Source organism: Rosenbergiella gaditana (assembly GCF_018494065.1).
In the GTDB taxonomy this organism is placed as follows: domain Bacteria; phylum Pseudomonadota; class Gammaproteobacteria; order Enterobacterales; family Enterobacteriaceae; genus Rosenbergiella; species Rosenbergiella gaditana.
Genome location: NZ_JABBFR010000022.1, coordinates 1 through 23,219, shown reverse-complemented (window position 1 = coordinate 23,219; position 23,219 = coordinate 1). Strand labels below are relative to the sequence as shown.

Sequence of the window (23,219 nt, the reverse complement as noted above, 5' to 3'; positions counted from 1 at the left end):
CTACTCTTACTCTTACTCTTACTCTTACTCTTACTCTGAACTCGGTGGTGAGTTGTGCGAAAAAGTATCTAAATGATTAAGTAATTTACGGTAAATAGATTCTAATTGGTTTTGCTCTTCTGAAGAGAGGATGCCCCATACTTCTTGGAAACTGTCATACTGTGGAGGCAGAATTTCGCAAAGAAATTCATAACCGGCATCGGTTAGGTGGAGATGCAGGCAGCGACGGTCATTATCACTTTCACGGCGTTCTACCCAGCCACGTTTTTGGAGTTCATCAGCAATGCGGGTTGCATTGGTACGAGAAGAGCCTAACGCAGAGCTCAATTCTGAGGGCTGAATACTCTGATTATCACAAGCATCTAAGGTCAGTAACGCATTAAAGATAGTGTCATTAAGTCCACGATCCTTGAGCATTTTATTACGATTTTCAAGAAGCTTGGTTTGAATATGCATATGTAAACGTGTCAACAGCACCACGCGTACAGGATAATTGTCGTGGCGAAGCGACAGATTAGATAACATTTTTTCAATTGGTTCAAAAGAACTGTCCAAGTCACACCTCATTTCTACAGCTATGTACTAACTACTCGTTACCGCAATTAGCAGACAAAGGGTAATTACCTAACCGTTAAAGTTGTCATAGATTTAAACTGATTACCAGCGATAAAATAACCATGATGATTACTACAATGCTAATTATCTAGTCGTGTTATAGCACAGGGTATTATGAACCAGTTGATTCAGAGGCTTTGGACAAAAGATGCATAATAGTAAGGGCCACGATGGGCCCTTGATAAGGTGATAAATTAGTGTAAAGCGTTGGTAACCCAGTGATCGAACAATGCTTGATGGCTTTTAATCCATCCATCCACATGACGATTAATATCGGCTTCAGAGCTTTGACCGGCACGCATTGCCGCATTCTCTGCATTGATATCCGCTAATGGCAGTTTCATTTCTGCAAAGAGTTTAGCCGCTGCAGGATTTTTCTCAGCCCACTGTTTATTGGCGATAATATTGATGTTGTTGACTTGGAATCCGTAATTTTTACCATTGGGTAATGTCGTATCCGTCTTTTGGGGATCGGCAGAGAAAGGCACCTCTAACCAGACCACATCTTTACTCGGCTTCAGCACATCGCTGACCCAGAAAGGGGTCCAAGTGTAATAAAGGATCGGTTTGCCTTGTTTAAAACGAGTGATGGTATCTGCCATCATGGCCGCATAGTTTCCTTGGTTATTAGAGACCGTTTGTTCAAGTTGGTAGGCTTTCATCTGATAAGCAATGACGGTATCGCATCCCCAGCCCGGGGTGCATCCAGTTAGGTCAGCTCGACCATCGTCATTACTATCAAATAATTTTGCGAGTTTAGGATCCTTTAACTGCTCGATATTGGTGATGTGGTATTGATCTGCTGTTTTCTTGTCGATCAAATACCCTTGAGCTGCGCCAGTGACATAATGCCCTTCACGATAAAAGGTAGTGTTACCACCAGCGGCATCGAACATATTTTCTTGTAAAGGCTGCCAGTTAACCGCCATAAACGTCGCATCCCCTTTGGCAATCGAGGTATAACCCACGTTGTAATCCACTTCTTCGGGAGCGGAGACAGTGTACCCCAATTTTTCTAAGGCACGACTGACCAGCAACGTTTGGAAGGTTTCCTCAGTAATCGTACTTTGAATCGGTTTAACTCTCTTGCCTTGCCCTGGAAGATCGTTAGCTTGAGCGCCAATACTGGTTATGAGGGTGATGGCAGCAGAAGTAAGGAATAATTTACGCATAGTCAGTTCTCAACGGTGAGTGGTTCGATGAAAAAGGGGGGTAAGCAGACCGATTGGCCCGGTTTGATACCAGCGCTGGTGGCGCTGATGGCGTTTATCGACGCCGAAAGATTGTGTTAAACGATCTAACATAATGGCGAGAATAACGATACCGATTCCGCCGATGGAGGCCTGTCCCATATCGAGACGACCAATCCCCCGTAAGACCATTTGCCCCAAACCTCCGACCGCGATCATTGAAGCGATGACGACCATCGAGAGTGCCAGCATTAGGGTTTGGTTAATACCCGCCATAATCGATGGCATAGCGATGGGAAGCTGTACTTTGAACAACATTTGTCGCGGGCTTGCGCCAAATGATTGGCTCGCCTCGATCAGATCCTCAGGGACCTGCTTAATACCGAGGATAGTTAGGCGGATAATAGGCGGTACAGCAAAAATAATCGTGACTACCACCCCTGGTACATTCCCGATCCCAAAGAGCATCACAATAGGGACTAAATAGACAAACGCAGGAGTCGTCTGCATCGCATCTAATAAGGGACGGACGAATTTTGCCGCGCGATCACTACGTGCTAAGGCTATGCCGAGAGGTAGGCCAATCAGGACACAGAAGAATAGAGAGGTGAGTACCAATGCTAAGGTAATCATCGCATCGTTCCAGACGCCAATACAGCCAACAAAAATCAGCGCGACCAGTGACACTATTCCCATTCGCGCGGTGGTGAGTTGCCATGCGATTAACGCGAATAGTACAATCGCAGCAGGTGCTGGAATATGGGTCAGCAATTGCTGAAAGCTAGTTAAAATGTAGTCCACAGGCACTCGTATCCCCTGAAAGAGGGGACGGCAATGGTCAACTAGGCCATTAATACCCATCGTTACCCAATGGTCGAGCGGGATCAATGTTGAGTGAAAAGGATCACTTAACGAGAAGGTATGATGCTCAACGGGCGCACTGTTCAACCAATCGCTATGTTCAGGGGATGAGGAAGAGGTTGTGCTGTTGTTTGCCCCGCCCCAAGGATCGGTACTGGTAGAGGTGTCGGAACTCGTGCTCCAAGGGTCGCTAGTCGTAGTGGTCATAGGTTAACGGTCTCCCGATTTAAGGCTTTTAATAGCGTGCTTTTAGAAATAATTCCCAAGAATTGCTGCGTCTCATCGACCACAGGCAGGGCACAGGGAGCATCAGCCACGGGAGCGAAGAGATCGCTAAGTGATGTTGAGGCCCCTACCGGTGAGAGGTGAGATAAATAGGCCTGTTCCAATGGTAAATTTTCTTTCGCTGCGCGCTGCAGACTTTCCGCCGTAACAATCCCGCCATAGTGCTGTTTATTTAGTACATAGCCATAATCACGGTCCTGATCGGTCAGCAATTTTAAGGCGGATTTAGGCCCTAATCCCGCGACGCGATGAATAATCGAGCCTGTGGCAGGTTTCGCAATATCCTTAGCACTAAAGACCTGACTAATATCGACCCCACGGAAGAAGGTTTCTACATAGGCATTGGCAGGTTGATTGAGGATCTCATCCGGTGTTCCCACTTGTACGACTTGACCGTTTTGCATGATGGCAATTCGATCGCCAATACGCATTGCCTCATCAAGATCGTGGGAGATGAAGACAATGGTGCGTTGTTGCTGAGATTGTAGTTTGACCAATTCGTCTTGCATCTCCGTTCGAATGAGCGGGTCGAGTGCTGAAAAGGCCTCATCCATTAGTAGGATATCGGGATCATTAGCTAACGCTCTGGCCAGACCAACACGCTGCCTCATCCCCCCAGAAAGTTGGTCAGGCCAAGAATAGGCATATTTTTCTAGGCCAACTTGGCGAAGGGCTTCTAATGCTTTACTCAGTCGCTGTGTTTTTTCAACGCCAGCTAAGGCCATACCAAAAGCGGTATTGTCTATCACTGTCATATGAGGCATCAGAGCAAAGGATTGGAAGACCATACTGATTTTAGAGCGACGGATATCGCGCAAGGTTTTGTCAGATACTTGGGCGATATCTTGACCATCGATTAGGACTTGCCCGCGACTAGGAGTGATTAAACGGTTTAGTAGTCTGACGAGGGTTGATTTACCTGAACCAGATAGGCCCATGATCACAAAAATTTCGCCTTCGTGAATCGTAAGGTCAACGTTATTGACGCCGACTGATAAGCCAGTTTTATCGAGAATGCTTTCTTTGTCGTAACCTTGTTCGAGCAGCTTATAGGCGCGCTCAGGGTTACCCCCAAAAATCTTATGCAAATTTTTGACTTGGAGTTTTATTGTCATGTCTACGGTTTTTCCCTAATATTATTTATTTAATCATTAAGTTATGTTTTTTCTCTTTATATTTAGATAAGTAAACCTATCATACTGAAATGCATTAACAACCTTTTTATGCAAATTTTTTTGCATATGTATGCATTTAAATAGGAATTTTCCTAGGTATGGCAAGTGGTTAGGTTAAATTGTTTCAATAAATAAATTTAATCAATATGTTCGCAGCTAATAATTATCAGGCTAATTGAATTGATGGGAGAGGAAACCATTTTTGAGTGGGGAGAGGCGAAAAAAAACCAGCGACAGAGCGCTGGTTGATAACGGTTTTTAAAACCTTAGGGCATTATTTGCGGGACAGTAATAGACCAAATACAAAGCCTACTGCAGCCGTTACGCCTAATGCTGAAGCCGGGTTATCTTGAACCCATTGAGTCGCTTGGCAGCCAGAGTCACATAAGTTTTCTCGAAGGGATTTCTTACCCTCGTTGAAGGTCGAGCGCGTTTTCTTAAGGAGGCGCTCTGCATTGCTGCGTGCTTCATCGAACCCTTCTTTGGCATCGTCACCATAAGAATTCAATAAAGCCTCAAGGGAGTCAGCCAGTTCTTGTACGTCGGCATTATCTTCTGGTAAATCATATTGTTGTAATTTCTTAGCCATCATATTCTCCAAGATTTGAATTCGTGTTAATAATTATAGACAGCTTTTTATATTTGTATAATCTTAGAGAAAATTCCGAATGATCTGAACTACATGCTTGTTGGGCTAGGATAAAGTTCGCTGATAAAATATTAAGGAGTTTTTATATGTATTTACGACCGGATGAAGTGGCTAAGGTATTAGAGAAGGCTGGATTTGAAGTGGATGTAGTAACCCCAAAAACCTATGGTTATCGGCGCGCAGATCATTATGTCTATGTGAACCGTGAAGCACGTCTGGGAAGAACGGCATTAGTCATCCATCCCACACTTAAAGAACGTAGTCAGAATTTTGCAGAACCGACGTCCGATTTGAAAACCTGTGACCATTACAAGGAATTCCCGCTCTATCTTGCCAGCAACAATCAAGAGCATTACGGAATTCCCCATGGTTTTAGTTCGCGTATCGCATTAGAACGCTATCTATGCAGCATGTTTGGCTAAGTGAAGCCGCTTAATTTTAGCGGGATACACCATTATTGAGCTGTTGGCGGTAATAACGACTGATTGTCATTACCGCTATGAAATTTTGCCAAGTATTGGGGCTGGAAAATACACATTCTTAACGTGTCACGATACGTGCCATTAATAAAAAACTCTTGTTTTAAAATCCCTTCAGTTTCAAAGCCCAATTTAGAATAAATGTGGATGGCTTTTTCATTTTCCTTATCCACAATTAAATAGAGCTTGTACAAATTCAGGACAGAAAACCCGTAATCCATCGCAGCACGCGTTGCCTTGTTCGCTAATCCCTTACCCTGATGATCTGGGGCAATAATAATCTGAAACTCTGCTCGCCGATGGATATGGTTAATTTCTACCAGCTCCACAAGTCCGGCTTTTTCACCTTCGTGCTCGACCACAAAACGACGTTCGCTCTGGTCATGAATATGTTTATCGTAGAGGTCGGAGAGCTCAACAAAGGCTTCATAAGGCTCTTCAAACCAATAACGCATTACGGTGGCATTGTTATCTAATTGATGAACAAAACGAAGATCTTCACGTTCCAAGGGACGGAGTTTAATAGTCATGATGAGGCCTTATGTAAGAAAATCTGAAAGAGTACCGTAACGTCTGTTTCACGAAACCCGAAGTTGGCACAGGCTTTGCAACAATTGTTTCACGATATCGTTTTATGATTCATGGAGTATTGTAGATGAAGGGTAGTGAGATTATCAAAGATCTTCTTGCAGAAGAGTATTCTCGAGATTTGGTTGGCTATGCGGGAAAGCCTCCAAGCGTAGAGTGGCCTAATAAAGCGCGAGTTGCGGTACAATTCGTTCTCAATTATGAAGAAGGCGCAGAGAATCACGTCGAGCATGGTGATGCGGGCTCTGAGCAATTCTTATCCGATATTATCGGTGCCGCCAGCTATCCTGATCGCCATATGTCGATGGACTCCCTATACGAATATGGATCGCGTGCAGGGTTTTGGCGGATACATCAAGAATTTCAACGCCGGAGACTGCCATTAACGGTATTTGGCGTAGCGATGGCTTTAGCGCGTCATCCGGAGATTGTTCAAGCGATCCGTGACGCTGATTATGATGTGGTCAGTCATGGCTGGCGCTGGATCCATTATCAAGCCATGTCGGCTGAGCAAGAAGCTGCGCATATGGAGAAAGCCACCGCTGTCCTGACCGAATTAATGGGTAAACCACCAGTAGGTTGGTATACTGGGAGAGATAGCCCTAACACGCGCCGATTGTTAGTGGAGCGGGGCGATTATCTTTATGACAGCGATTACTACGGTGATGATTTACCTTTCTGGATGCCGGTCACGACCGATGATGGACAGCAACACTCCCATTTGGTGATCCCTTATACGTTAGAATGTAACGATATGCGCTTTGCAACTCAGCAAGGCTTTAATACCGCTGAGCAATTTTATACCTATTTACGAGACAGTTTCGACGTACTTTATGAAGAAGGTACGGCATCGCCGAAGATGTTATCGATCGGAATGCATTGTCGATTGTTAGGACGACCAGGTAAATTCCGCGCTCTACAGCGATTCCTCGACCATATTCAACAATTTTCAGATGTGTGGATCTGTACCCGCCAGCAAATAGCCGAGCACTGGGTGACTCACCACCCTGCACCGTAATAGATGATAGGAAAAAGGCGATGCCTTTTTCCTTAACTCATCAGACTAACGTGGGCCGCGACTATGCGCCAGCCTTGTGCAAATTTCACCCAAGTTTGTTGCTGGCGGCCTATTTTGGGGGTGTTGTCACGCGTAAATTCTGTGCTGCATACCGCCATCTCGTCACCATAAGTCGTTATTACCGTATTCCTCAGGCAGCGGTCCAAATTCACAGCAGGGCGGCTTGCACGAAAAGCCTGAATGTCTTCAATACCGTAGAGGTTCTCGCCAGCACCGAGTCGTACCGTATGAGGGCTATGCCAAAAAAGCTCATCTAATACAACGGTATCGTTTGTCGTCAAGGCGAGTTCGTAGCGCTTAAATTGTTGTTCCACTTCAGCTAGGACATCGGGCTGGTTAATTGTCATGTCGACCATGAGTCACTTCCTAAAAGGGGTGTTGTAGTGTAATTTCGGCTTGCTCTAATCGCCAAGCAGCCTCTAATGCGGTTGCTTCTTGATAGGGCGCGGCGATAAGCTGCACACCAATAGATAATCCACTATCGGTTCGCACCGGAGCGGTACAAACGGGTAACCCAACAAAAGAGAAGGGTTGCGCGAGCATCCCCATACTGGCTTTGGTGGGTAAATATTTTCCTTGGATCTCAATCGATTGTTGTCCAATAACGGTTGCTGCGCAAGGGGTGGCTGGAGCGATTAATAGGTCTATATCTTTAAATAGTGCTAACACTTGACGAGTAAAATGTTCTCGAAACCGTTGTGCTTGTATAGGCCAACTGGCGGGGAGCATACAGCCCGCCAGTAAGCGTTCTCGTGAATTGGACTCGAAACGCTCAGGCATTTCACGTAATGCGTTGAGGTAGTGGCTTCCCCCTTCGCTTGCCGTGAGTAAAAAGGCTGCGGATCTGGCTAATTCGGCATCGACCAGTTCGACTTCTTGGTCGGCGCCTAAAGCGCGTGCGACCTTCTCGGTAACGGCTCTGGCCTGATCATCCGACCACTGTGTAAAATACCCACCCAACACAGCCACCTTTAGCGCTTTTTTTCGTTGACCGAGTTGTGCCGAGACTAAGTTAACCGGATGATTGGATTGAAAGCGATCTTGTGGATCATAACCCTGTAAGTGGTCGTAGACTAAAGCCAGATCGTCGACATGTCGGGCTAATGGTCCGATATGGTCAAGACTGGCCACGAAAGGATGACTACCCCGGCGTGAAAGGCGACCAAAGGTCGGCTTCAAACCAAATACGCCACATAACGAAGCGGGAACGCGGATCGAGCCATTGGTATCCGTGCCTAATGAAAAATGCGCTAATCCCGCTGCAACCGCTGCCGCTGATCCGCCTGATGATCCTCCGGCGATACGCGTCGTATCGAGTGGATTACGGCATGCGCCATAGTGGCTATTCTCGGTGGTAAATCCATAGGCATAAGCATCCATATTTAGCATACCGGTGAGAATAGCCCCCGACTGATTCAGCTGTTGGATCGCCCAGGCATCTTCTGTCGCAACCGGACGTTGGCTAAAGAGTTCAGCCCCAGCTAGCGTCACTTCATCTTTGACGTCAAAGAGGTTTTTTACGGCGTAGGGAATGGCTGCTAGCGCTCCACAGAGGTTACCGGCATCGCGTTGTTGGTCCAATTTTTCAGCGCATTGCCGTGCTCTTGAGGCGGTGACGGTTGTCCAAGCATTTAGGACAGGGTTAGCGGCATGAATCGCGGAAAGGTAATAATCAGTAATTTCAACCGCGCTGAGTTGCTTGGTGGCCCAACGTTGGTGCAGGGTTTTGATAGTCAGTGAGGCAATATTCATAGCTTCCAGACTCCACCGACTTCTTGGCGATCATCCAAAGGATAGGCCATTAATGGGGCCGCTATATCGGCTATACGGGCGAGTTGTATGGCGAGCTCTGCTTGCCGTGCGTCATCAAGTTGTAGATCGAGGAGCAGGCTCATCTGCTCAATGTAGCATGGCCAATCGATTGTCTTATTCATCATTATTCCTTAATAACCGGCTGCGCTGCCGTTGCTACGGGGATCACTGGCTCCCTCAACGAGTCCATTGGGATGACGGACGATCGCCCCGGCATGCCCGGTAGCTTCGCTCCAGGCGTCTAGCCTTTCAGTACGGTGTCCCAAAGATCGAAGCCCTTGATAGGTCTCTTCACTAAAACGCGCTTCAAGTTTTAACGAGTCAGAGGCGTTTCCCCATGTTCTACCGAGTAACCAGCGTGGTGCACTGATGGCCGCTTGTAGAGGCAGCTGTTGTTGAACATAGCGAGTGAATAGCGTTGCTTGTGTTTGTGGCTGCCCATCCCCACCCATCGAACCGTAAACTAAGGTACGGCCATCATTTAATTTGGCGGCTGCGGGGTTGAGGGTATGGAAAGGATATTTTTTGGGCCCTAGACACCTTGGATGACCGGCTTGTAAGCTAAATGCGGCCCCACGGTTTTGCCAGAGGATCCCTGTATCAGGAATGACGACACCGCTCCCAAACTCATGGTAGATGCTTTGAATAAAAGAGACCGAGTAGCCATTTTTATCCGTTACCCCCATCCAAACGGTGTCACCAGGTAATAACGGCTCACCCCACGGTGCGGCCAGGTCGGTATCCAGTTGCTGGCTTAGCGCGTCTAAGAGTGACGTATTGAGCAGCTGTTGCAGATCAATGGCGATCTCTTTCGGATCCGTTATATAGGTATCGCGAAGTGTAAAAGCGAGTTTCGTCGCTTCTACTATACGGTGGATGGTCTGAATCTCATTGCACTGCGCCAAATCGAAGCGGTCAAGAATACCGAGGATAGCGAGAGAGACGAGACCTTGAGTAGGCGGCGCAAGGTTATAAATAGTGCCGCAGGAATGTTGCACACTAAGCGGCGTTTTATAGTGAGCACGGTGGTCAGTGAGATCTTGCTCAGTAATCGGCATGCCAATTTGTGCCATACCTGCCGCAATTTTTTTTCCGAGTGCTCCGCGATAGAAGCTCTCCAGTCCATCGCTGGCGAGTGCTTTTAAGCTACGGGCTAAATCAGGCTGACGTAAGCATTCTCCTGCTGAGGGAGGGCGATTGTCAGGAAGGTAAATATCACTAAAACCCGGTAAGTGTGCCAGTTCACCCGTTTTGGTCTTAGTGGCTTCAGCTTGGGAGACAGTAACAGGGATCCCCGATTCGGCATAATGAATGGCATCGGCTAATAGCATGGGTAACGGCAGTGATTCCGTAATATTTTGTGTGGCATAGTCTAAAGCAAGCTGCCAGCCACTGACCGTTCCGGCAACAGTTAAGGCTGCTTGGGGGCCTCGAAAAGGGATAGTTGCCTGTGTTTGATAGCGCTCGACGGTTGCCAATGACCCCGCCGCACCGCTTGCATCTATAGCAATCGGTTCGCCTTCTGGTGGCACAATTAACCAAAATCCATCGCCTCCCAATCCATTCATGTGGGGGTAAACGACCGCAATGGTTGCAGCAGCAGCGACCATGGCCTCAATGGCATTACCTCCTTGGCGTAAAATCGATAAGGCACTACTGCTCGCCAAGTGGTGGGGTGTTACCGCCATTCCGTTTGGCGCTAAATTGCTTTGAATCATTGTTGTCTATCCACGTCAGGCAAAGAGACTGACCAAGCAAATTTTGTACCGAGATGAAAAAAAAATTTCAGAGTGGTCTAAATCCTGCTTATTACAGTGAAATGTTTGTTACAGGAATGAAAATGACGCCTTTAAATCAGCGAGTGGCAAGCCATTATGAGAGCCTGACCCCACAAGAGAAGCGTGTAGCGGATTTTGTTGTCGATCATTTTGATGATCTGATTAGCTATAACAGTGCAGAGTTAGCACAGGTCAGCGGCGTCTCAAAAGCTACGGTAAGTCGATTATTTAAACGGCTCGGTTACGAGAAATATAAGGATATGTACGAGGAGCTTCGTCTCTTACGACAAAGTGGTATGCCTTTGACTGAACCGCGAGATATCGTACATGGTGATACCTTACTCGCCAGGCACTATAAACAAGAGATGGCCAACCTGCTCCATTGGACAACGCTTTTAGATACTCAACAATATTCTGCGGCCATTCAATCCCTCAATCAGGCACGGCAGGTGGGTATCATCGGTTACCGCAATGCTTATCCGGTTGCCTTGCATTTGCGTTCGCAATTGATCCAAGCCCGAGCTCAAGTCAGCCTCTTTCCGACACCAGGACAGACACTCTCAGAAGAATTGGTGGATTATGGTCAACAAGATATCGTTATTGTTATCGCTTTTAGACGCCGACCGGCGGTGATAAAAAAGCTTCTACAACAACTCCAACGTCAATCGGTACCGGTGATCACACTTTCTGAACCGCAAGCCCTAAGTATTCAGGGATTAGCTACCTGGCAATTTGCTACACCATTAGAAAGTGTTTCCGCGTTCGATTGTTACAGTGCTGCAATGAGCTTTGTTACCTTGATGGTAAATTCTCTTTTGCACTCCACATTAGAAACCGGACGGCAACGTATCCATAAGATTGCCGAGAGTTATCAGCATCTCGAAGAGCTTGAACAACGATAATGGGGCGCTATAAGGGTGCAGTGCATTATCTTGGTGCGTAACAGCTTTGCGAAGTATACGAGATGACTCAGCGATAGCTGACCTTTTCTCTATAAATTGGCTGGCACAATTGTTGCAGTATTTGGTTATAAGAATTTTTAGTTCCAATCACCAAGGACTCGATCATGGATATTTCATCTTTCTCTCAAATCAATCCACCTCCGCGTTTACTTATGGGACCCGGCCCAATTAATGCCGACCCTCGTGTACTTCGTGCAATGTCGAGTCAACTTATCGGTCAGTACGATCCTGCTATGACGGATTACATGAATCAGGTCATGGCACTCTATCGGGGCGTATTTGCTACCCAAAATCAATGGACCTTATTGGTCGATGGGACCTCACGTGCGGGAATTGAAGCAATTCTCGTGTCGACTATCCGCCCTGGTGACAAAGTTCTGGTACCGGTATTCGGGCGTTTTGGCTACCTGCTATGTGAGATTGCTCGTCGCTGCCGTGCTGTGGTTCACACCATTGAAGTGCCTTGGGGGGAGGTGTTCCGCCCGGAGCAAATCGAAGAGGCGATTAAGAAAGTCAAACCCCGTTTATTACTGACGGTGCAAGGAGATACCTCTACCACCATGTTACAGCCGCTGGATCAGCTTGGTGACATTTGTCGGCGTCATGGCGTATTGCTTTACACCGACGCCACTGCCTCGTTAGCCGGCAATCCCCTTGAAACCGATGCCTGGGGAATAGATGCTGTATCAGCAGGAATGCAAAAATGCTTATGTGGTCCCTCTGGCACCTCCCCTATCACGTTAAGTGACCGCATTGTTGATGAGATCCGTAAACGTAAGTGTGTGGAGGAGGGGATCCGCACCGCTCAACATCAGCAAGGTGATGATGAGATGATCTACTCGAATTATTTCGATCTCGGGATGATCCTTGATTATTGGGGACCAGAGCGTCTGAACCATCATACTGAAGCGACCAGTGCCTTATTTGGTGCTTATGAGGCAGCGCGCCTTATCTTGGCGGAAGGCCTAGAAGCTGGCATCTCGCGGCATAAACTCCACGGGGATGCCCTGCTAAAAGGTGTACAAGCGATGGGGTTACAGGTTTTTGGCGATATTCAACATAAAATGAATAATGTACTTGGGGTCTATATTCCATCAGGCGTGGTCGGTGATGAAATCCGTCATTTGATGCTTAATGATTTTGGGATTGAAATAGGTACCTCTTTTGGTCCACTGCACGGCAAAGTGTGGCGTATTGGTACCATGGGCTATAACGCGCGGAAAAGCTGTGTGATGCAAACGCTCACCGCATTAGAAGCGGTGTTAAATCATGTAGGTTTTAAAACCGTTCAAGGGGCTGCGCTGCAAGCCGCGTGGGATCATTACCAGGCGGTAGGTGCCCATGCTTAATCTTATTCCAAAAGCGATGGCGGACGATGCGGCGCAACGCGTTATGCAGCGCTGTGATAGGCTGGCGAGTATTAGTGAAACTGAAGGTGAGCTGACACGCGTTTATCTGTCTGATGAACATTTCCAAGCGAATCGCCAAGTCCAGCAATGGATGGAAGCAGCAGGTATGTCTGTCTGGCAAGATGAGGTTGGGAATATCTGTGGTCGCTATGAAGCAGCCACTAGCCGCGCTCCCGCAATCTTATTGGGTTCACACCTCGATTCTGTTCGTAATGCAGGGCGTTATGATGGGCCGCTTGGCGTCTTAACCGCGATCGAAGTGGTTAGCGCGTTACATAGCCAAAACATACGTCTCGCCAATGCCATAGAAATTGTCGGCTTTGCGGACGAGGAGGGTACACGTTTCGGGATTACGCTACTCGGCAGTAAAGGGTTGACCGGACAATGGCCGAACGACTGGCTGGATAAAACGGACAGTCAGTCGATCAGCGTGCGAGAAGCGATGCTTGCACAAAATCTCGACCCACTCAAGGTACAGCACGCAGCACGACACCCTGATTCTATCGCTGCCTATTTAGAGCTACATATCGAGCAGGGTCCTTGCTTAGAAACGGCAGATTTACCGTTGGGTGTTGTCACCGCAATTAATGGTGCCCATCGCTTAAATTGTCAATTTACAGGGCTTGCCGGCCATGCGGGTACTGTGCCCATGACTCAGCGGCAAGATGCGCTGGCGGCTGCCGCTGAGTGGATGGTGGCCATAGAGAAAGAGACTACTGAGGCGGGGGGCGGGTTGGTCGCCACCGTCGGGCAAATCAGTTGTTCGCCGGGGGCTGTTAATGTCATTTCTGGTGAGGTTGCGCTGAGCTTAGATATCCGTGGGCCAGAAGATGCTCCGCTCAGTAATCTGTTGCAGCAACTGCTGTCACGTGCGGAGAAAATTGCTGCTGCACGAGGTATCACGTTTTACGCAGAGGAGTTTTATCATATTGCCGCAACCACCTGTGATACGCGATTACGTGAGGCTTGTACCCAAGCGGTGAGTGCGGTTCAGGGCTGTGCTCCGCAACTTTCTAGCGGGGCGGGCCATGATGCGATCGCGATCGCATCACAGTGGCCGGTTGCGATGATCTTTGTGCGTTGCGAGAAAGGGATTAGTCATCATCCTGCTGAAGCCGTAACAGTACAAGACGTGGCCGCGGGGATCCAAGCATTTACCCGTGCGGTACAATTGACGGCCACACCTCAACGAGAATACGAAACCGATGATATCTCTCAAGCAGTTTAATGATGGTGATATACAAAGCGCGCAGCAGGCTATCGCTCATTGCGTGGCGATAGAGGCATGGCAAACACAGTTGGTCGCTCGCCGACCTTATCGTGATATCGCAGCGTTACAGGCTGTCGCCTCCGCGTTAACCGAGGGGTGGGGAAAAGATGAACTGACATTGGCGTTGAGGGCACATCCCCGTATTGGCGAACGGCCAACAGGAGAAAGCTCTGAAGCTCAGGCCTCGCGTAGCGAACAAGCCGCGGTACAAGATTCTGATCGGCAGAGTAAAGAGGCGATTCGATTGGGAAATCAGCGCTATGAACAACGTTTCCAGCGAGTATTTTTAATTCGAGCCAAAGGCCGTTCACCGCAGGAGATTCTTGCTGCGCTACAGCAGCGTTTACAACTTAGCGAAGCAGAGGATATCGAGGTCAGTGTGCAACAGCTTCGTGAAATTACGGCATTACGTCTGCAGGAGGCTATTCAATGAGTACCATTACGACACATATTTTAGATACCGCATTAGGAAAACCGGCGAGTCATGTCACTATTACATTAGAACAATTGACTAATGATGGTTGGCAACCGATTGCTGAGGGGAAAACGGATAGCGATGGGCGGTTGAAAACCCTTACTCCCGACCCAATCGTCCCAGGACACTATCGGCTGACCGCAGAGATAGGCGATTATTTTGCACAAAGTAATCGCTCCTCTTTATACCTCACTGCGCAAATTGATTTTGTGATTACTCAGACGGGTGAGCACTTCCATCTTCCTTATCTTATTACGCCCAATTCGTGGTCAACCTACCGGGGGAGTTAAGGTAAAACTATCTGCATCCTGCCAAGCGGGAAACGCTTGGCGATAATCCATTACCCGTTGGCGATCAATTGTCGCGGTAAGCACGGTGGCTTCACCTGGCGAGGCGATTGCGATAATTTCCCCCTCGGGAGAGATTATTTGGCTATCCCCTCGGTACGATAATCCATTATCGTCATTACCTACTCGATTGCAGCCAATCACCCAACTCTGGTTTTCAATCGCTCTCGCTAATAATAAGGCTTTCCAGTGGTTAGCGCGTGCGGCAGGCCAACTCGCCACATAGATGATTAAGTCATAGTCATTGTTGCTGTTCCGTGAAAAAGCGGGAAATCGTAGGTCATAGCAAATTTGCGGAAAAATACGCCATCCACGGTATTCAATAATCTTGCGGCTGGCTCCTGGCTTATAGTGATGGTGTTCGTTGGCCATCCGAAAGAGATGGCGTTTATCGTAGTAATCGTACTCGCCTTGCGGGGTAACGAAGTAGAAGCGATTTACTGCACCGTCAGTGAGTTGAATTGCCGCACTGCCACATATGGCGGTATTGCTATCTCGGGCTTGCGCTTGTAACCAACTGAGGACTCGAGTTTCACTCAGTGAGTTCGTTGCGGCTTGCATGGAAAATCCGCTGGTGAACATCTCAGGTAATACCAATAAGTCGTAGTGGGAGGATTGTGCAATGTGCTGAGCAAAATGTTCGAGATTAGCTTCGCCGTTCATCCAAACGATAGGTTGCTGTAAAACACCGACAGTTAAAGTTGACATAGTTTCTCCGCTGCCGCCTGTAAGGTGGCTTCTTCTTTTGCAAAGCAGACTCTGATCAAGTGATGAGGGAAGGCCTCTTTACAAAATACCGAAAGAGGTATGGCTGCCACGCCCACTTCTTTGGTCAGATAAAGACAGAAATCGACGTCATTCATCTTTGAAATCGCTGAATAATCAAGCAGTAAAAAGTAAGTGCCTTGGCAAGGTAACAGGGTAAAGCGACTCGCTTGTAAGGCATCAATAAAAAAATCACGGCGTTGTTGATAGAAGGTTGGGAGGTTTTCGTCATGCTCTGGAGCATGATTTAACATATCCGCTAAGGCGAGCTGAGAAGGGGTGTGGACGGAAAAAGTAAGATATTGGTGAATTTTGCGGATCTCCAGACTAAGGTGAGGGGGAGCCACACAGTAGCCGACTTTCCAGCCAGTCATATGGTAGGTCTTACCGAAGGAGGAGACGACAATCCCTCTTTCACGTAATGACGGGTGCTGCAATAAGCTGTGATGGCCATTGTCATCAAAGCAAATATGTTCATATACTTCATCACTTAATACAAATATTGGTTGCTCGGCAATGGCGTGCCATAACGCGTCAAAATCCTGCTTTTGCCAAACACTCGCGGTAGGATTGTGTGGGGTATTTAGGATCACTAAGCGGGTTTTCTCGCTGATTACCGTAGAGAAGCGTGACCAATCCGGTGCAAAATTGGGAGGTGTTAAGGGAATATGTTTCATTATTCCGCCTGCCAGTTGTACGGCAGGGGCATAGCTATCGTAGCTTGGTTCGAAACAGATAACCTCATCTCCGGGTCTAACCAATGCGGTAATGGCTGAAAATAGTGCTTCAGTAGCACCCGCCGTGACCGTAATTTCTGTCTCTTTATCGACCTGACACCCATAACACCGGGCAATTTTTTTGCTTATCGCTTCACGTAGCGCTGGCGTGCCGGACATCGGGGCGTACTGGTTCGACCCGTGTTGGACATGATATGCCAAGCGTAGTTGTAAATAATCTGGGCCGCTAAAATCAGGGAAACCTTGAGAAAGGTTAATCGCGCCTACTTGTTGGGCCAGCGCAGTCATGGTGGTGAAAATAGTCGTGCCTAAGGCAGGGAGTTTACTCTCTGGAACCGGTGCTGATCGAGTCATTAGTTGCCTCTGCGTCATGGTAAGAGCTAGTGAAGACCACTATATCAGGGCAAAAATATTTGGCAATATGGACGTTTGGATGTCTAAATTTAGGGGGTATTAGGCTTTTTTTATCGGTTTGAGATCAACCACGCAAAGAAACCTGAGTTAATCGCCCCCGTCATATTGCACTGAAATACTAATGGGCTACACTTGGCACCTGAATTTTTCCGCATTCCACAAGGAATTTATATGTACCAAGATCTTATCCGTGAAGAGTTGAATGAGGCGGCTAAAACGCTTGAACAATTCCTCAGTCAAGACGCTAACCTTAACGCAATTCAGCAGGCTGCAGAGCTTTTAGCGGCAAGCTTTAAACAGGGTGGGAAGGTATTGTCTTGTGGGAATGGCGGTTCACATTGCGACGCCATGCATTTTGCTGAAGAACTAACGGGACGTTACCGTGAAGATCGTGCAGGGTATCCGGCGATTGCTATTTCTGATGTTAGCCATTTATCTTGTGTCAGTAACGATTTTGGCTATGAGTATGTTTTTTCGCGGTTTATTGAAGCCGTGGGACAATCTGGCGATGTACTGCTTGGTATTTCTACTTCAGGAAACTCTGGCAATATTATTCGCGCTATCAGTGCCGCGCGCAGTAAGGGCATGAAAGTGATTACTCTGACAGGTAAGGACGGCGGCAAGATGGCGGGCACGGCTGATATTGAAATTCGAGTTCCTCATTTTGGTTATGCCGACCGGATTCAAGAAATCCATATCAAAATTATCCATATTTTAATTCTGCTGATTGAAAAAGAGATGCAACGTATTTCGGCATAAGGTTTTCTTTTTTATTATTGATTAAGCGCGCTTTATCCCGTTGCAGCGTAACGCAGAGCATGTTATTGATACGCTAGGTATCGGCGTTAAGAGACTGATACGCTGTTATTGAGGTTAACTGCATGTGTGAGCTGCTTGGGATGAGCGCAAATGTCCCTACTGATATCTGTTTTAGTTTTTCAGGACTGGTCCAACGCGGTGGTGGGACTGGCCCGCATAAGGATGGATGGGGGATTACCTTTTATGAAGGGAAGGGCTGCCGAACCTTTAAAGACCCACTCCCTAGCTTTGAATCCCCCATTGCACGGTTAGTGCAAGAATACCCCATTAAATCTCACTCTGTTATCGCTCATATTCGTCAAGCAAATCGCGGTAAAGTGGCCTTAGAAAATACCCATCCGTTTACGCGTGAACTCTGGGGCCGTCATTGGACCTATGCACACAATGGACAACTTAAAGGCTACCGTCGTCTGGAAACTGGGCAGTTTCAACCCGTTGGCGAAACGGATAGTGAACGGGCCTTTTGCTGGATTTTACATAAACTGTCGCAGCGTTTCCCGCAAACACCTAAAAACTGGACCTCTGTGTTTCGTTACATTGCCGAATTAGCTGACGAACTGAGGTCACTAGGTGTATTTAATATGCTGCTTTCAGATGGTCGCTACTTAATAGCTTATTGCTCTACACATCTTCATTGGATCACTCGTCGCTCGCCTTTTGGCAAAGCCATGCTTATTGACCAAGATGTGGAAGTTGATTTTATGCAACAGACAACGGCTCATGACGTCGTGACGGTGGTGGCGACACAACCCCTCACTGGCAATGAAACCTGGCATAAGATTATGCCAGGTGAATGGAAGTTATTTTGTTTGGGTGAAGGCCAGAAAGGTCTTTGAAGCACTTGGTGTGGTAGTTTGGAATGGATTGCCTCGTGGGGCAGTCGTTCCATTACTTTGGCCATTGACGATGTATTGATTGTTCATCACGGCAATCATCGGCGGTTGCTTATATTTCTCGAAGTAATCGTAACCCGGTTTTAACTGCTTCCAGAAATTAATATATTGGGATCCCGCATAACGACGCATATTGTCATCGGTCATGCGGAACGGATAGATATTAACTTCGATCTGCGCTTGACCATTGTTGAAAGCGGCGGTCACATACTTAAATATTTGATCGATACCACTATTGGTCATGGCATAGCATCCAATTGAGACGCAATCACCGTGAATCATTAGGTAGTTTCCATTGTAGCCATTAGCTTTATCGTACTGATTAGGGAAACCTAAGTTAATGGCTCGATAATAATGGCTATCAGGATGTAACTGCGACGCGCCAATGGTATAGAAACCTTCTGGACTTTTGAAATCACCTTGAACTCGTTTAGGGCCCAAGCCGCCGGAGAATTTACAGATATTAAAGCGATTAAGTAGGCGGAACTGATTGCCCACTTTGGCATAGAGTTCGAGCGTACGCTCAGACTTAAAAATTTGGATAAATACCGGAGAGCCAATAAGTTCGGCTTTCAGTTGATCACTGACTGGAGCTTGTAATGCATTGGAGAGTGGAACGGCATCTTGTGAGAACGTGTTACAGGAAAACAATATCGCAAAAATGAGTGCGAAAATACGCATGCTAGGTGTACCTTGATGACAATCATGAGGGCGGTCTGCAATCAGATAACAGGCTATTGCAGTAGATCGGTTTATCTGCGCAACATTATCACTGTTATAGGTTTAATCAAGCTTTCATCGACCTTTTTTTGTTAAAAAAATCAGCTATCGTTTCTTAGCGACACTCATCTCATTTCTCCTTTGTTTTGTTTACGACTCAACGTTAAGTGAAGCTTTGCACGTCTCTCACTAGGCGATAACTTGCATTGCTGTCTGGTTATTTATACAGTATATTGATAGAGGGCTTGGAGGGTTGAGATGCGTAAAATTATTCATGTCGATATGGATTGTTTTTATGCAGCCGTTGAAATGCGAGATAATCCTGCATTACGGGATGTCCCTATTGCGATAGGTGGAAGCCGTGAGCGGCGGGGAGTGATTAGTACCGCTAATTATCCGGCACGACGCTATGGCGTAAAAAGTGCAATGCCAACAGCGACCGCATTAAAGCTATGCCCGCAATTGACCCTACTCCCTGGCCGATTCGACGCGTATAAACAGGCCTCGGCGCAAATACAGCAAATTTTTAAACGTTATACCTCGAAAGTTGAACCGCTCTCACTCGATGAAGCTTATCTCGATGTCACGGAGTGTCTCGCCTGTCAAGGTTCCGCGACACTGATTGCAGAAGAGATCCGCCGGTCAATATTTCAAGAAACTGGATTAACGGCTTCAGCAGGGGTGGCGCCAATCAAATTTTTGGCCAAGATTGCTTCAGAGGTAAACAAACCAAATGGTCTTTATGTTATCCCGCCACATCGCGTGGATCACTTTTTAAAAACACTGCCATTGTCAAAAATACCTGGCGTGGGTGAGGTGTCCTCGCGAAAATTAGCCGATTTAGGGCTATACACTTGCGCGGATATTCAAAAGGTTGAACTCAGTTTTCTATTAAAAACATTTGGAAAGTTTGGTCGGAGTCTTTGGGAAAAAAGCCAAGGCATTGATACGAGAGATGTCGAAAGCCATCGAATACGTAAGTCTGTCGGTGTCGAAACCACGTTATCAGAGGATATTGAGCAGTGGGAACATTGTCTCGATGTTATCGAAAAACTCTATACAGAATTAGAGCGCCGTCTACGTCAAGTCCGTCCTGACCTTCGAGTTGCTCGCCAAGGCGTTAAATTTAAGTTTTCAGACTTCCAACAGACAACACTCGAACATATATGGTCTGAATTAACCAAGCAGGACTTTATTGATCTTGCTTTAAAACTTTGGCAGCAACGGAGACAGGGGCGTTCGGTTAGGCTTATTGGTCTTCATGTTAATCTTCTTGATCCGCAAGTTGAGCGTCAATTGCCACTTCAGCTATGAGTCGATAATTGATTTAGCCATGCCCTCTTATAACGTAACGTATCCAAGTCATCGGAACATGGTATTGCCTAGGCGAATAATCTTTAAGGCATACCCCTTCCTGCCAGTGCGAATTGGGTAGCAGATAGGTAAGGATATCGGCCCGAAAACCATGCTGAATAAGAAATGCGGATATAAACACTGTTCACTGGTCAGAGAATGGGGGTTGTCACTGGTGCCTAAGCGAAGAAGAGGAGAGACATTAGTACTACCAACCAGCAACCTCGATAGGCAAACATGGATGACTTCAAACAGAGGTTAAAATGCTAGGCGAGTTAACGCCTAGCTTAGCACTTATTTTGTGGGAACCGCTTTTAAAAGCGCGGTCAGCAATTGCCAGTAGAGCGCAACGCTTCCAATATGTACCTGTTCGTCTGGCGAGTGAGGCCCGGTAATAGTTGGTCCAATAGAAACCATATCTAGATGCGGGTACGGCTCACGAAATAAACCGCACTCAAGTCCTGCGTGAATAACTTGGATATTTGGTTTTTTACCAAATAGATCCAAATAAATTTCGCGGGTCAGTGCCATGATGGCTGAGTTGGCATCAGGCTGCCATCCTGGATAGCTTCCTGACGCTTCTGTTTTCGCGCCGGCTAATGCTCCCAATGAATGTAACATTGAGACGACATACTCTTTCCCACTATCGATTAACGAGCGGATCAGGCAATAGATTTTTGCCTGGTCTTCTTCAAGTGTCACAATACCAATATTTAAGGATGTTTCGACCACGCCAGGTGCGACATCAGAGTTTCGGATAACACCGTTAGGGGTAACGTTCAAAAGATTGATAAAGCGATCAAAGCTTTCTGTCGTTAATGCTGGGCCAGAGTGCGAGGTTGACTGCGCGTTTAAGGTGATATTTTTATCTTTTGGCGCGACTTCATTTTGCAAGATGGAAAGATATTCTTGAAGTGCTTGTTGTAAAGTCGCTTCTTGCTCAGGGGCGATTGCAACGACCGCACTGGCTTCACGCGGGATAGCGTTGCGTAAGTTACCGCCTTTAAAGTCAATGAGGTGTAAATCAAACTTGCCGCGAGATTCTGCAAAGAAACGCGCTAACAGTTTTGTTGCGTTACCTAACCCCAAATGGATATCTGCACCAGAGTGACCGCCCCGTAAACCTTTTAGGTTAATATTGAGGGTCAGGTACTCTGCAGGTATGGCGCTACGATTTATCGGCAGCTCGGATAAGAAATCTATTCCTCCTGCACAGCCCATATAGACTTCACCTTCCTCTTCCGAGTCAGTATTGATAAGAATATCCGCTTGCAGCCAGTTAGGTTGTAACCCAAAGGCACCTTCCATCCCGGCTTCTTCCGTCATAGTCAGTAACACTTCAAGTGGGCCGTGTTCGACGGTTTTATCCGCTAAAACGGCCAATGCAGAGGCCATACCGATACCATTATCAGCACCGAGCGTGGTACCGCGAGCCTTGAGCCATTCACCATCAACCCAAGGTTGGATCGGGTCACGCGCAAAATCGTGCTCAGTGGCATTATTTTTTTGCGGCACCATATCCAAGTGGGCTTGTAACGCGACTGGCTTACGATTTTCCATACCAGCTGTTGCCGGTTTACGGATCAGAATATTGCCGGTAGCATCCCGCTCACACCAGAACTGCTGCTCTTTGGCCCAGTCTACAATATATGAAGCCAATGCTTCTTCATGATAAGAAGGGTGTGGTATAGAGCAGATCTTGGCAAAAAAATCCCATAAGGGTTGTGGTGACAGTTGAGACAGTTCAGACACAATGCGTCTCCTATAACGGATTAGGGGTAAGCCCTGCTATTAGGGCATATAGTGGCTACTATTAGTAGAGAAAGCATATCATTGTTCGCTCTTAAGCAGTGATTTATACCGAAAAAAAGTCAAACTCGGCGCCAGCACTGGTTTTTACCTGACGTTATCCCTATAATCACGCGCAAACTTTTTTTCGTTTGTCCATTCACCAGATCAACCCTGTTGGTCGGAGCCTGATTATTATGAGTCAAAAATACGTAGTTACTTGGGATATGTTGCAAATTCACGCCCGTCAGTTGGCTGAGAAATTACTGCCAGTTGAACAGTGGAAAGGCATTATCGCGGTGAGCCGTGGTGGACTTGTTCCTGCTGCATTACTCGCACGTGAACTGGGTATTCGCCATGTCGATACAGTGTGTATCTCAAGCTACGACCATGACCACCAACGTGAAATGAAAATTTTAAAGCGTGCGGAAGGCGATGGTGAAGGATTTATCGTGATTGATGACCTGGTGGATACTGGCGGTACAGCCAAAGTGGTGCGTGATATGTACCATAAGGCGCGTTTTGTTACCATTTTCGCCAAGCCAGCGGGCCGTCCGTTAGTGGATGATTATGTTGTCGATATTCCTCAGGATACTTGGATCGAACAACCTTGGGATATGGGAATCACCTTTATTCCACCGTTAGTTAAGAGTTAATGAAAAAAAACAGCACCTGAGGGTTAATGCTGATCGTTTAAGGATCAGTTGACCGATCCGGTGGCTCGTGTAAAAAGGGTTCATGTTCAACATGGACCCTT

At 47.0% G+C, this 23,219-nt stretch carries 25 protein-coding genes; 11 read left to right on the top strand and 14 right to left on the bottom strand.

Translation table 11 applies throughout. The features are described 5' to 3' along the window. Window positions 1-30: 30 nt before the first annotated feature. From mprA to HH682_RS13355, 5 genes are all read right to left on the bottom strand, one after another. A complete protein-coding gene (gene mprA / locus HH682_RS13375) occupies window positions 31-555 on the bottom strand; it encodes a transcriptional repressor MprA (RefSeq protein ID WP_214238038.1) in 525 nt (174 codons plus the stop codon). 254 nt (window positions 556-809) lie between these two features. Continuing rightward, window positions 810-1,787 (bottom strand): glycine betaine/L-proline ABC transporter substrate-binding protein ProX, encoded by a 978-nt coding sequence (gene proX, locus HH682_RS13370; RefSeq protein WP_214238037.1) that lies wholly within the window; start codon window positions 1,785-1,787, stop codon window positions 810-812. 9 nt (window positions 1,788-1,796) lie between these two features. Next, window positions 1,797-2,873, bottom strand: coding sequence for a glycine betaine/L-proline ABC transporter permease ProW (gene proW / locus HH682_RS13365; RefSeq protein ID WP_214238036.1), 1,077 nt, complete (start codon window positions 2,871-2,873; stop codon window positions 1,797-1,799). Continuing rightward, window positions 2,870-4,066, bottom strand: coding sequence for a glycine betaine/L-proline ABC transporter ATP-binding protein ProV (gene proV, locus HH682_RS13360; protein ID WP_214238035.1), 1,197 nt, complete (start codon window positions 4,064-4,066; stop codon window positions 2,870-2,872). Before proV ends, proW begins: the two co-directional genes overlap by 4 nt. Window positions 4,067-4,400: 334 nt before the next feature. Next, window positions 4,401-4,715: an ElaB/YgaM/YqjD family protein gene (locus tag HH682_RS13355; RefSeq protein ID WP_214238034.1), complete on the bottom strand. Its 315-nt coding sequence runs from the start codon at window positions 4,713-4,715 to the stop codon at window positions 4,401-4,403. A 146-nt stretch (window positions 4,716-4,861) separates the two neighbouring features. Between HH682_RS13355 and HH682_RS13350 the strand changes: the two genes are divergently transcribed. Next, a complete protein-coding gene (locus HH682_RS13350) occupies window positions 4,862-5,197 on the top strand; it encodes a DUF2002 family protein (protein WP_214238033.1) in 336 nt (111 codons plus the stop codon). 32 nt (window positions 5,198-5,229) lie between these two features. Here the strand turns inward: HH682_RS13350 and speG are convergent, their stop codons facing one another. Continuing rightward, window positions 5,230-5,784, bottom strand: a complete 555-nt coding sequence (speG, locus tag HH682_RS13345; RefSeq protein WP_214221391.1) for a spermidine N1-acetyltransferase — start codon at window positions 5,782-5,784, stop codon at window positions 5,230-5,232. A 125-nt stretch (window positions 5,785-5,909) separates the two neighbouring features. On the opposite strand from speG, the gene puuE reads away from it, so the two are divergent. Continuing rightward, on the top strand, window positions 5,910-6,860 hold the full coding sequence (gene puuE / locus HH682_RS13340) for an allantoinase PuuE (RefSeq protein WP_214238032.1): 951 nt from the start codon (window positions 5,910-5,912) through the stop codon (window positions 6,858-6,860). A 32-nt stretch (window positions 6,861-6,892) separates the two neighbouring features. Here puuE and hpxZ read toward each other — a convergent pair whose 3' ends face one another. From hpxZ to HH682_RS13320, 4 genes are read right to left on the bottom strand one after another with little or no spacing between them, the layout of a single operon-like run. Beyond that, entirely contained in the window at window positions 6,893-7,276 is a 384-nt protein-coding gene (hpxZ, locus tag HH682_RS13335; protein WP_214238031.1) for an oxalurate catabolism protein HpxZ, read from the bottom strand. Window positions 7,277-7,286: 10 nt separating this feature from the next. After that, complete coding sequence (locus HH682_RS13330) at window positions 7,287-8,672, bottom strand: AtzE family amidohydrolase (protein ID WP_214238030.1); 1,386 nt, start codon at window positions 8,670-8,672, stop codon at window positions 7,287-7,289. After that, on the bottom strand, window positions 8,669-8,854 hold the full coding sequence (gene hpxX, locus HH682_RS13325; protein ID WP_214238048.1) for an oxalurate catabolism protein HpxX: 186 nt from the start codon (window positions 8,852-8,854) through the stop codon (window positions 8,669-8,671). Before hpxX ends, HH682_RS13330 begins: the two co-directional genes overlap by 4 nt. Window positions 8,855-8,863: 9 nt before the next feature. After that, window positions 8,864-10,450, bottom strand: a complete 1,587-nt coding sequence (locus HH682_RS13320; protein ID WP_214238029.1) for a gamma-glutamyltransferase family protein — start codon at window positions 10,448-10,450, stop codon at window positions 8,864-8,866. 122 nt (window positions 10,451-10,572) lie between these two features. Between HH682_RS13320 and HH682_RS13315 the strand changes: the two genes are divergently transcribed. From HH682_RS13315 to uraH, 5 genes are all read left to right on the top strand, one after another. Then, window positions 10,573-11,412 carry a MurR/RpiR family transcriptional regulator gene (locus tag HH682_RS13315; protein WP_214238028.1) on the top strand — a complete coding sequence of 280 codons (840 nt, stop codon included), beginning with the start codon at window positions 10,573-10,575 and terminating at the stop codon, window positions 11,410-11,412. 164 nt (window positions 11,413-11,576) lie between these two features. Further along, entirely contained in the window at window positions 11,577-12,821 is a 1,245-nt protein-coding gene (locus tag HH682_RS13310) for a pyridoxal-phosphate-dependent aminotransferase family protein (RefSeq protein ID WP_214238027.1), read from the top strand. Then, window positions 12,814-14,109, top strand: coding sequence for an allantoate amidohydrolase (gene hpxK, locus HH682_RS13305; RefSeq protein WP_214238026.1), 1,296 nt, complete (start codon window positions 12,814-12,816; stop codon window positions 14,107-14,109). Before HH682_RS13310 ends, hpxK begins: the two co-directional genes overlap by 8 nt. Beyond that, on the top strand, window positions 14,087-14,584 hold the full coding sequence (uraD, locus tag HH682_RS13300; protein WP_214238025.1) for a 2-oxo-4-hydroxy-4-carboxy-5-ureidoimidazoline decarboxylase: 498 nt from the start codon (window positions 14,087-14,089) through the stop codon (window positions 14,582-14,584). Before hpxK ends, uraD begins: the two co-directional genes overlap by 23 nt. After that, window positions 14,581-14,916: a hydroxyisourate hydrolase gene (uraH, locus tag HH682_RS13295; RefSeq protein WP_214238024.1), complete on the top strand. Its 336-nt coding sequence runs from the start codon at window positions 14,581-14,583 to the stop codon at window positions 14,914-14,916. The genes uraD and uraH overlap by 4 nt, the downstream gene beginning before the upstream one ends. Here the strand turns inward: uraH and HH682_RS13290 are convergent. Together HH682_RS13290 and HH682_RS13285 are read right to left on the bottom strand one after the other, a co-directional pair. Next, window positions 14,896-15,681: an amidohydrolase gene (locus tag HH682_RS13290; protein WP_214238023.1), complete on the bottom strand. Its 786-nt coding sequence runs from the start codon at window positions 15,679-15,681 to the stop codon at window positions 14,896-14,898. The two genes, uraH and HH682_RS13290, sit on opposite strands and share 21 nt — an antisense overlap. Beyond that, window positions 15,669-16,829 carry a pyridoxal phosphate-dependent aminotransferase gene (locus HH682_RS13285; RefSeq protein WP_214238022.1) on the bottom strand — a complete coding sequence of 387 codons (1,161 nt, stop codon included), beginning with the start codon at window positions 16,827-16,829 and terminating at the stop codon, window positions 15,669-15,671. The genes HH682_RS13290 and HH682_RS13285 overlap by 13 nt, the downstream gene beginning before the upstream one ends. A gap of 231 nt (window positions 16,830-17,060) precedes the next feature. Here HH682_RS13285 and lpcA point away from each other — a divergent pair, with 231 nt between their 5' ends. Both lpcA and HH682_RS13275 read left to right on the top strand, forming a co-directional pair. Continuing rightward, complete coding sequence (gene lpcA / locus HH682_RS13280) at window positions 17,061-17,648, top strand: D-sedoheptulose 7-phosphate isomerase (protein WP_214238021.1); 588 nt, start codon at window positions 17,061-17,063, stop codon at window positions 17,646-17,648. Between the two features lie 122 nt (window positions 17,649-17,770). Further along, entirely contained in the window at window positions 17,771-18,544 is a 774-nt protein-coding gene (locus HH682_RS13275) for a class II glutamine amidotransferase (RefSeq protein ID WP_214238020.1), read from the top strand. On the opposite strand, the gene dpaA is transcribed toward HH682_RS13275, so the two are convergent. After that, a complete protein-coding gene (dpaA, locus tag HH682_RS13270; RefSeq protein ID WP_214238019.1) occupies window positions 18,509-19,282 on the bottom strand; it encodes a peptidoglycan meso-diaminopimelic acid protein amidase in 774 nt (257 codons plus the stop codon). The genes HH682_RS13275 and dpaA overlap by 36 nt on opposite strands. A 297-nt stretch (window positions 19,283-19,579) precedes the next feature. On the opposite strand from dpaA, the gene dinB reads away from it, so the two are divergent. Further along, window positions 19,580-20,635, top strand: coding sequence for a DNA polymerase IV (gene dinB, locus HH682_RS13265; protein WP_214238018.1), 1,056 nt, complete (start codon window positions 19,580-19,582; stop codon window positions 20,633-20,635). A gap of 333 nt (window positions 20,636-20,968) precedes the next feature. Here dinB and pepD read toward each other — a convergent pair whose 3' ends face one another. After that, on the bottom strand, window positions 20,969-22,426 hold the full coding sequence (pepD, locus tag HH682_RS13260) for a beta-Ala-His dipeptidase (protein WP_214238017.1): 1,458 nt from the start codon (window positions 22,424-22,426) through the stop codon (window positions 20,969-20,971). Window positions 22,427-22,659: 233 nt separating this feature from the next. Here pepD and gpt point away from each other — a divergent pair, with 233 nt between their 5' ends. Then, window positions 22,660-23,118 (top strand): xanthine phosphoribosyltransferase, encoded by a 459-nt coding sequence (gene gpt / locus HH682_RS13255; RefSeq protein ID WP_214238016.1) that lies wholly within the window; start codon window positions 22,660-22,662, stop codon window positions 23,116-23,118. The last annotated feature ends 101 nt before the right edge of the window (window positions 23,119-23,219 follow it).

Coding starts and splice junctions, on each gene's coding strand:
- lpcA (WP_214238021.1), top strand. CDS start 17,061: ATGTACCAAGATCTTATCCGTGAAGAGTTGAATGAGGCGGCTAAAACG.
- hpxZ (WP_214238031.1), bottom strand. CDS start 7,276: ATGGTCGACATGACAATTAACCAGCCCGATGTCCTAGCTGAAGTGGAA.
- HH682_RS13310 (WP_214238027.1), top strand. CDS start 11,577: ATGGATATTTCATCTTTCTCTCAAATCAATCCACCTCCGCGTTTACTT.
- HH682_RS13330 (WP_214238030.1), bottom strand. CDS start 8,672: ATGAATATTGCCTCACTGACTATCAAAACCCTGCACCAACGTTGGGCC.
- proX (WP_214238037.1), bottom strand. CDS start 1,787: ATGCGTAAATTATTCCTTACTTCTGCTGCCATCACCCTCATAACCAGT.
- HH682_RS13285 (WP_214238022.1), bottom strand. CDS start 16,829: ATGACTCGATCAGCACCGGTTCCAGAGAGTAAACTCCCTGCCTTAGGC.
- proV (WP_214238035.1), bottom strand. CDS start 4,066: ATGACAATAAAACTCCAAGTCAAAAATTTGCATAAGATTTTTGGGGGT.
- uraD (WP_214238025.1), top strand. CDS start 14,087: ATGATATCTCTCAAGCAGTTTAATGATGGTGATATACAAAGCGCGCAG.
- gpt (WP_214238016.1), top strand. CDS start 22,660: ATGAGTCAAAAATACGTAGTTACTTGGGATATGTTGCAAATTCACGCC.
- HH682_RS13315 (WP_214238028.1), top strand. CDS start 10,573: ATGACGCCTTTAAATCAGCGAGTGGCAAGCCATTATGAGAGCCTGACC.
- HH682_RS13320 (WP_214238029.1), bottom strand. CDS start 10,450: ATGATTCAAAGCAATTTAGCGCCAAACGGAATGGCGGTAACACCCCAC.
- dpaA (WP_214238019.1), bottom strand. CDS start 19,282: ATGCGTATTTTCGCACTCATTTTTGCGATATTGTTTTCCTGTAACACG.
- uraH (WP_214238024.1), top strand. CDS start 14,581: ATGAGTACCATTACGACACATATTTTAGATACCGCATTAGGAAAACCG.
- HH682_RS13290 (WP_214238023.1), bottom strand. CDS start 15,681: ATGTCAACTTTAACTGTCGGTGTTTTACAGCAACCTATCGTTTGGATG.
- proW (WP_214238036.1), bottom strand. CDS start 2,873: ATGACCACTACGACTAGCGACCCTTGGAGCACGAGTTCCGACACCTCT.
- hpxK (WP_214238026.1), top strand. CDS start 12,814: ATGCTTAATCTTATTCCAAAAGCGATGGCGGACGATGCGGCGCAACGC.
- HH682_RS13275 (WP_214238020.1), top strand. CDS start 17,771: ATGTGTGAGCTGCTTGGGATGAGCGCAAATGTCCCTACTGATATCTGT.
- speG (WP_214221391.1), bottom strand. CDS start 5,784: ATGACTATTAAACTCCGTCCCTTGGAACGTGAAGATCTTCGTTTTGTT.
- HH682_RS13350 (WP_214238033.1), top strand. CDS start 4,862: ATGTATTTACGACCGGATGAAGTGGCTAAGGTATTAGAGAAGGCTGGA.
- HH682_RS13355 (WP_214238034.1), bottom strand. CDS start 4,715: ATGGCTAAGAAATTACAACAATATGATTTACCAGAAGATAATGCCGAC.
- dinB (WP_214238018.1), top strand. CDS start 19,580: ATGCGTAAAATTATTCATGTCGATATGGATTGTTTTTATGCAGCCGTT.
- puuE (WP_214238032.1), top strand. CDS start 5,910: ATGAAGGGTAGTGAGATTATCAAAGATCTTCTTGCAGAAGAGTATTCT.
- hpxX (WP_214238048.1), bottom strand. CDS start 8,854: ATGAATAAGACAATCGATTGGCCATGCTACATTGAGCAGATGAGCCTG.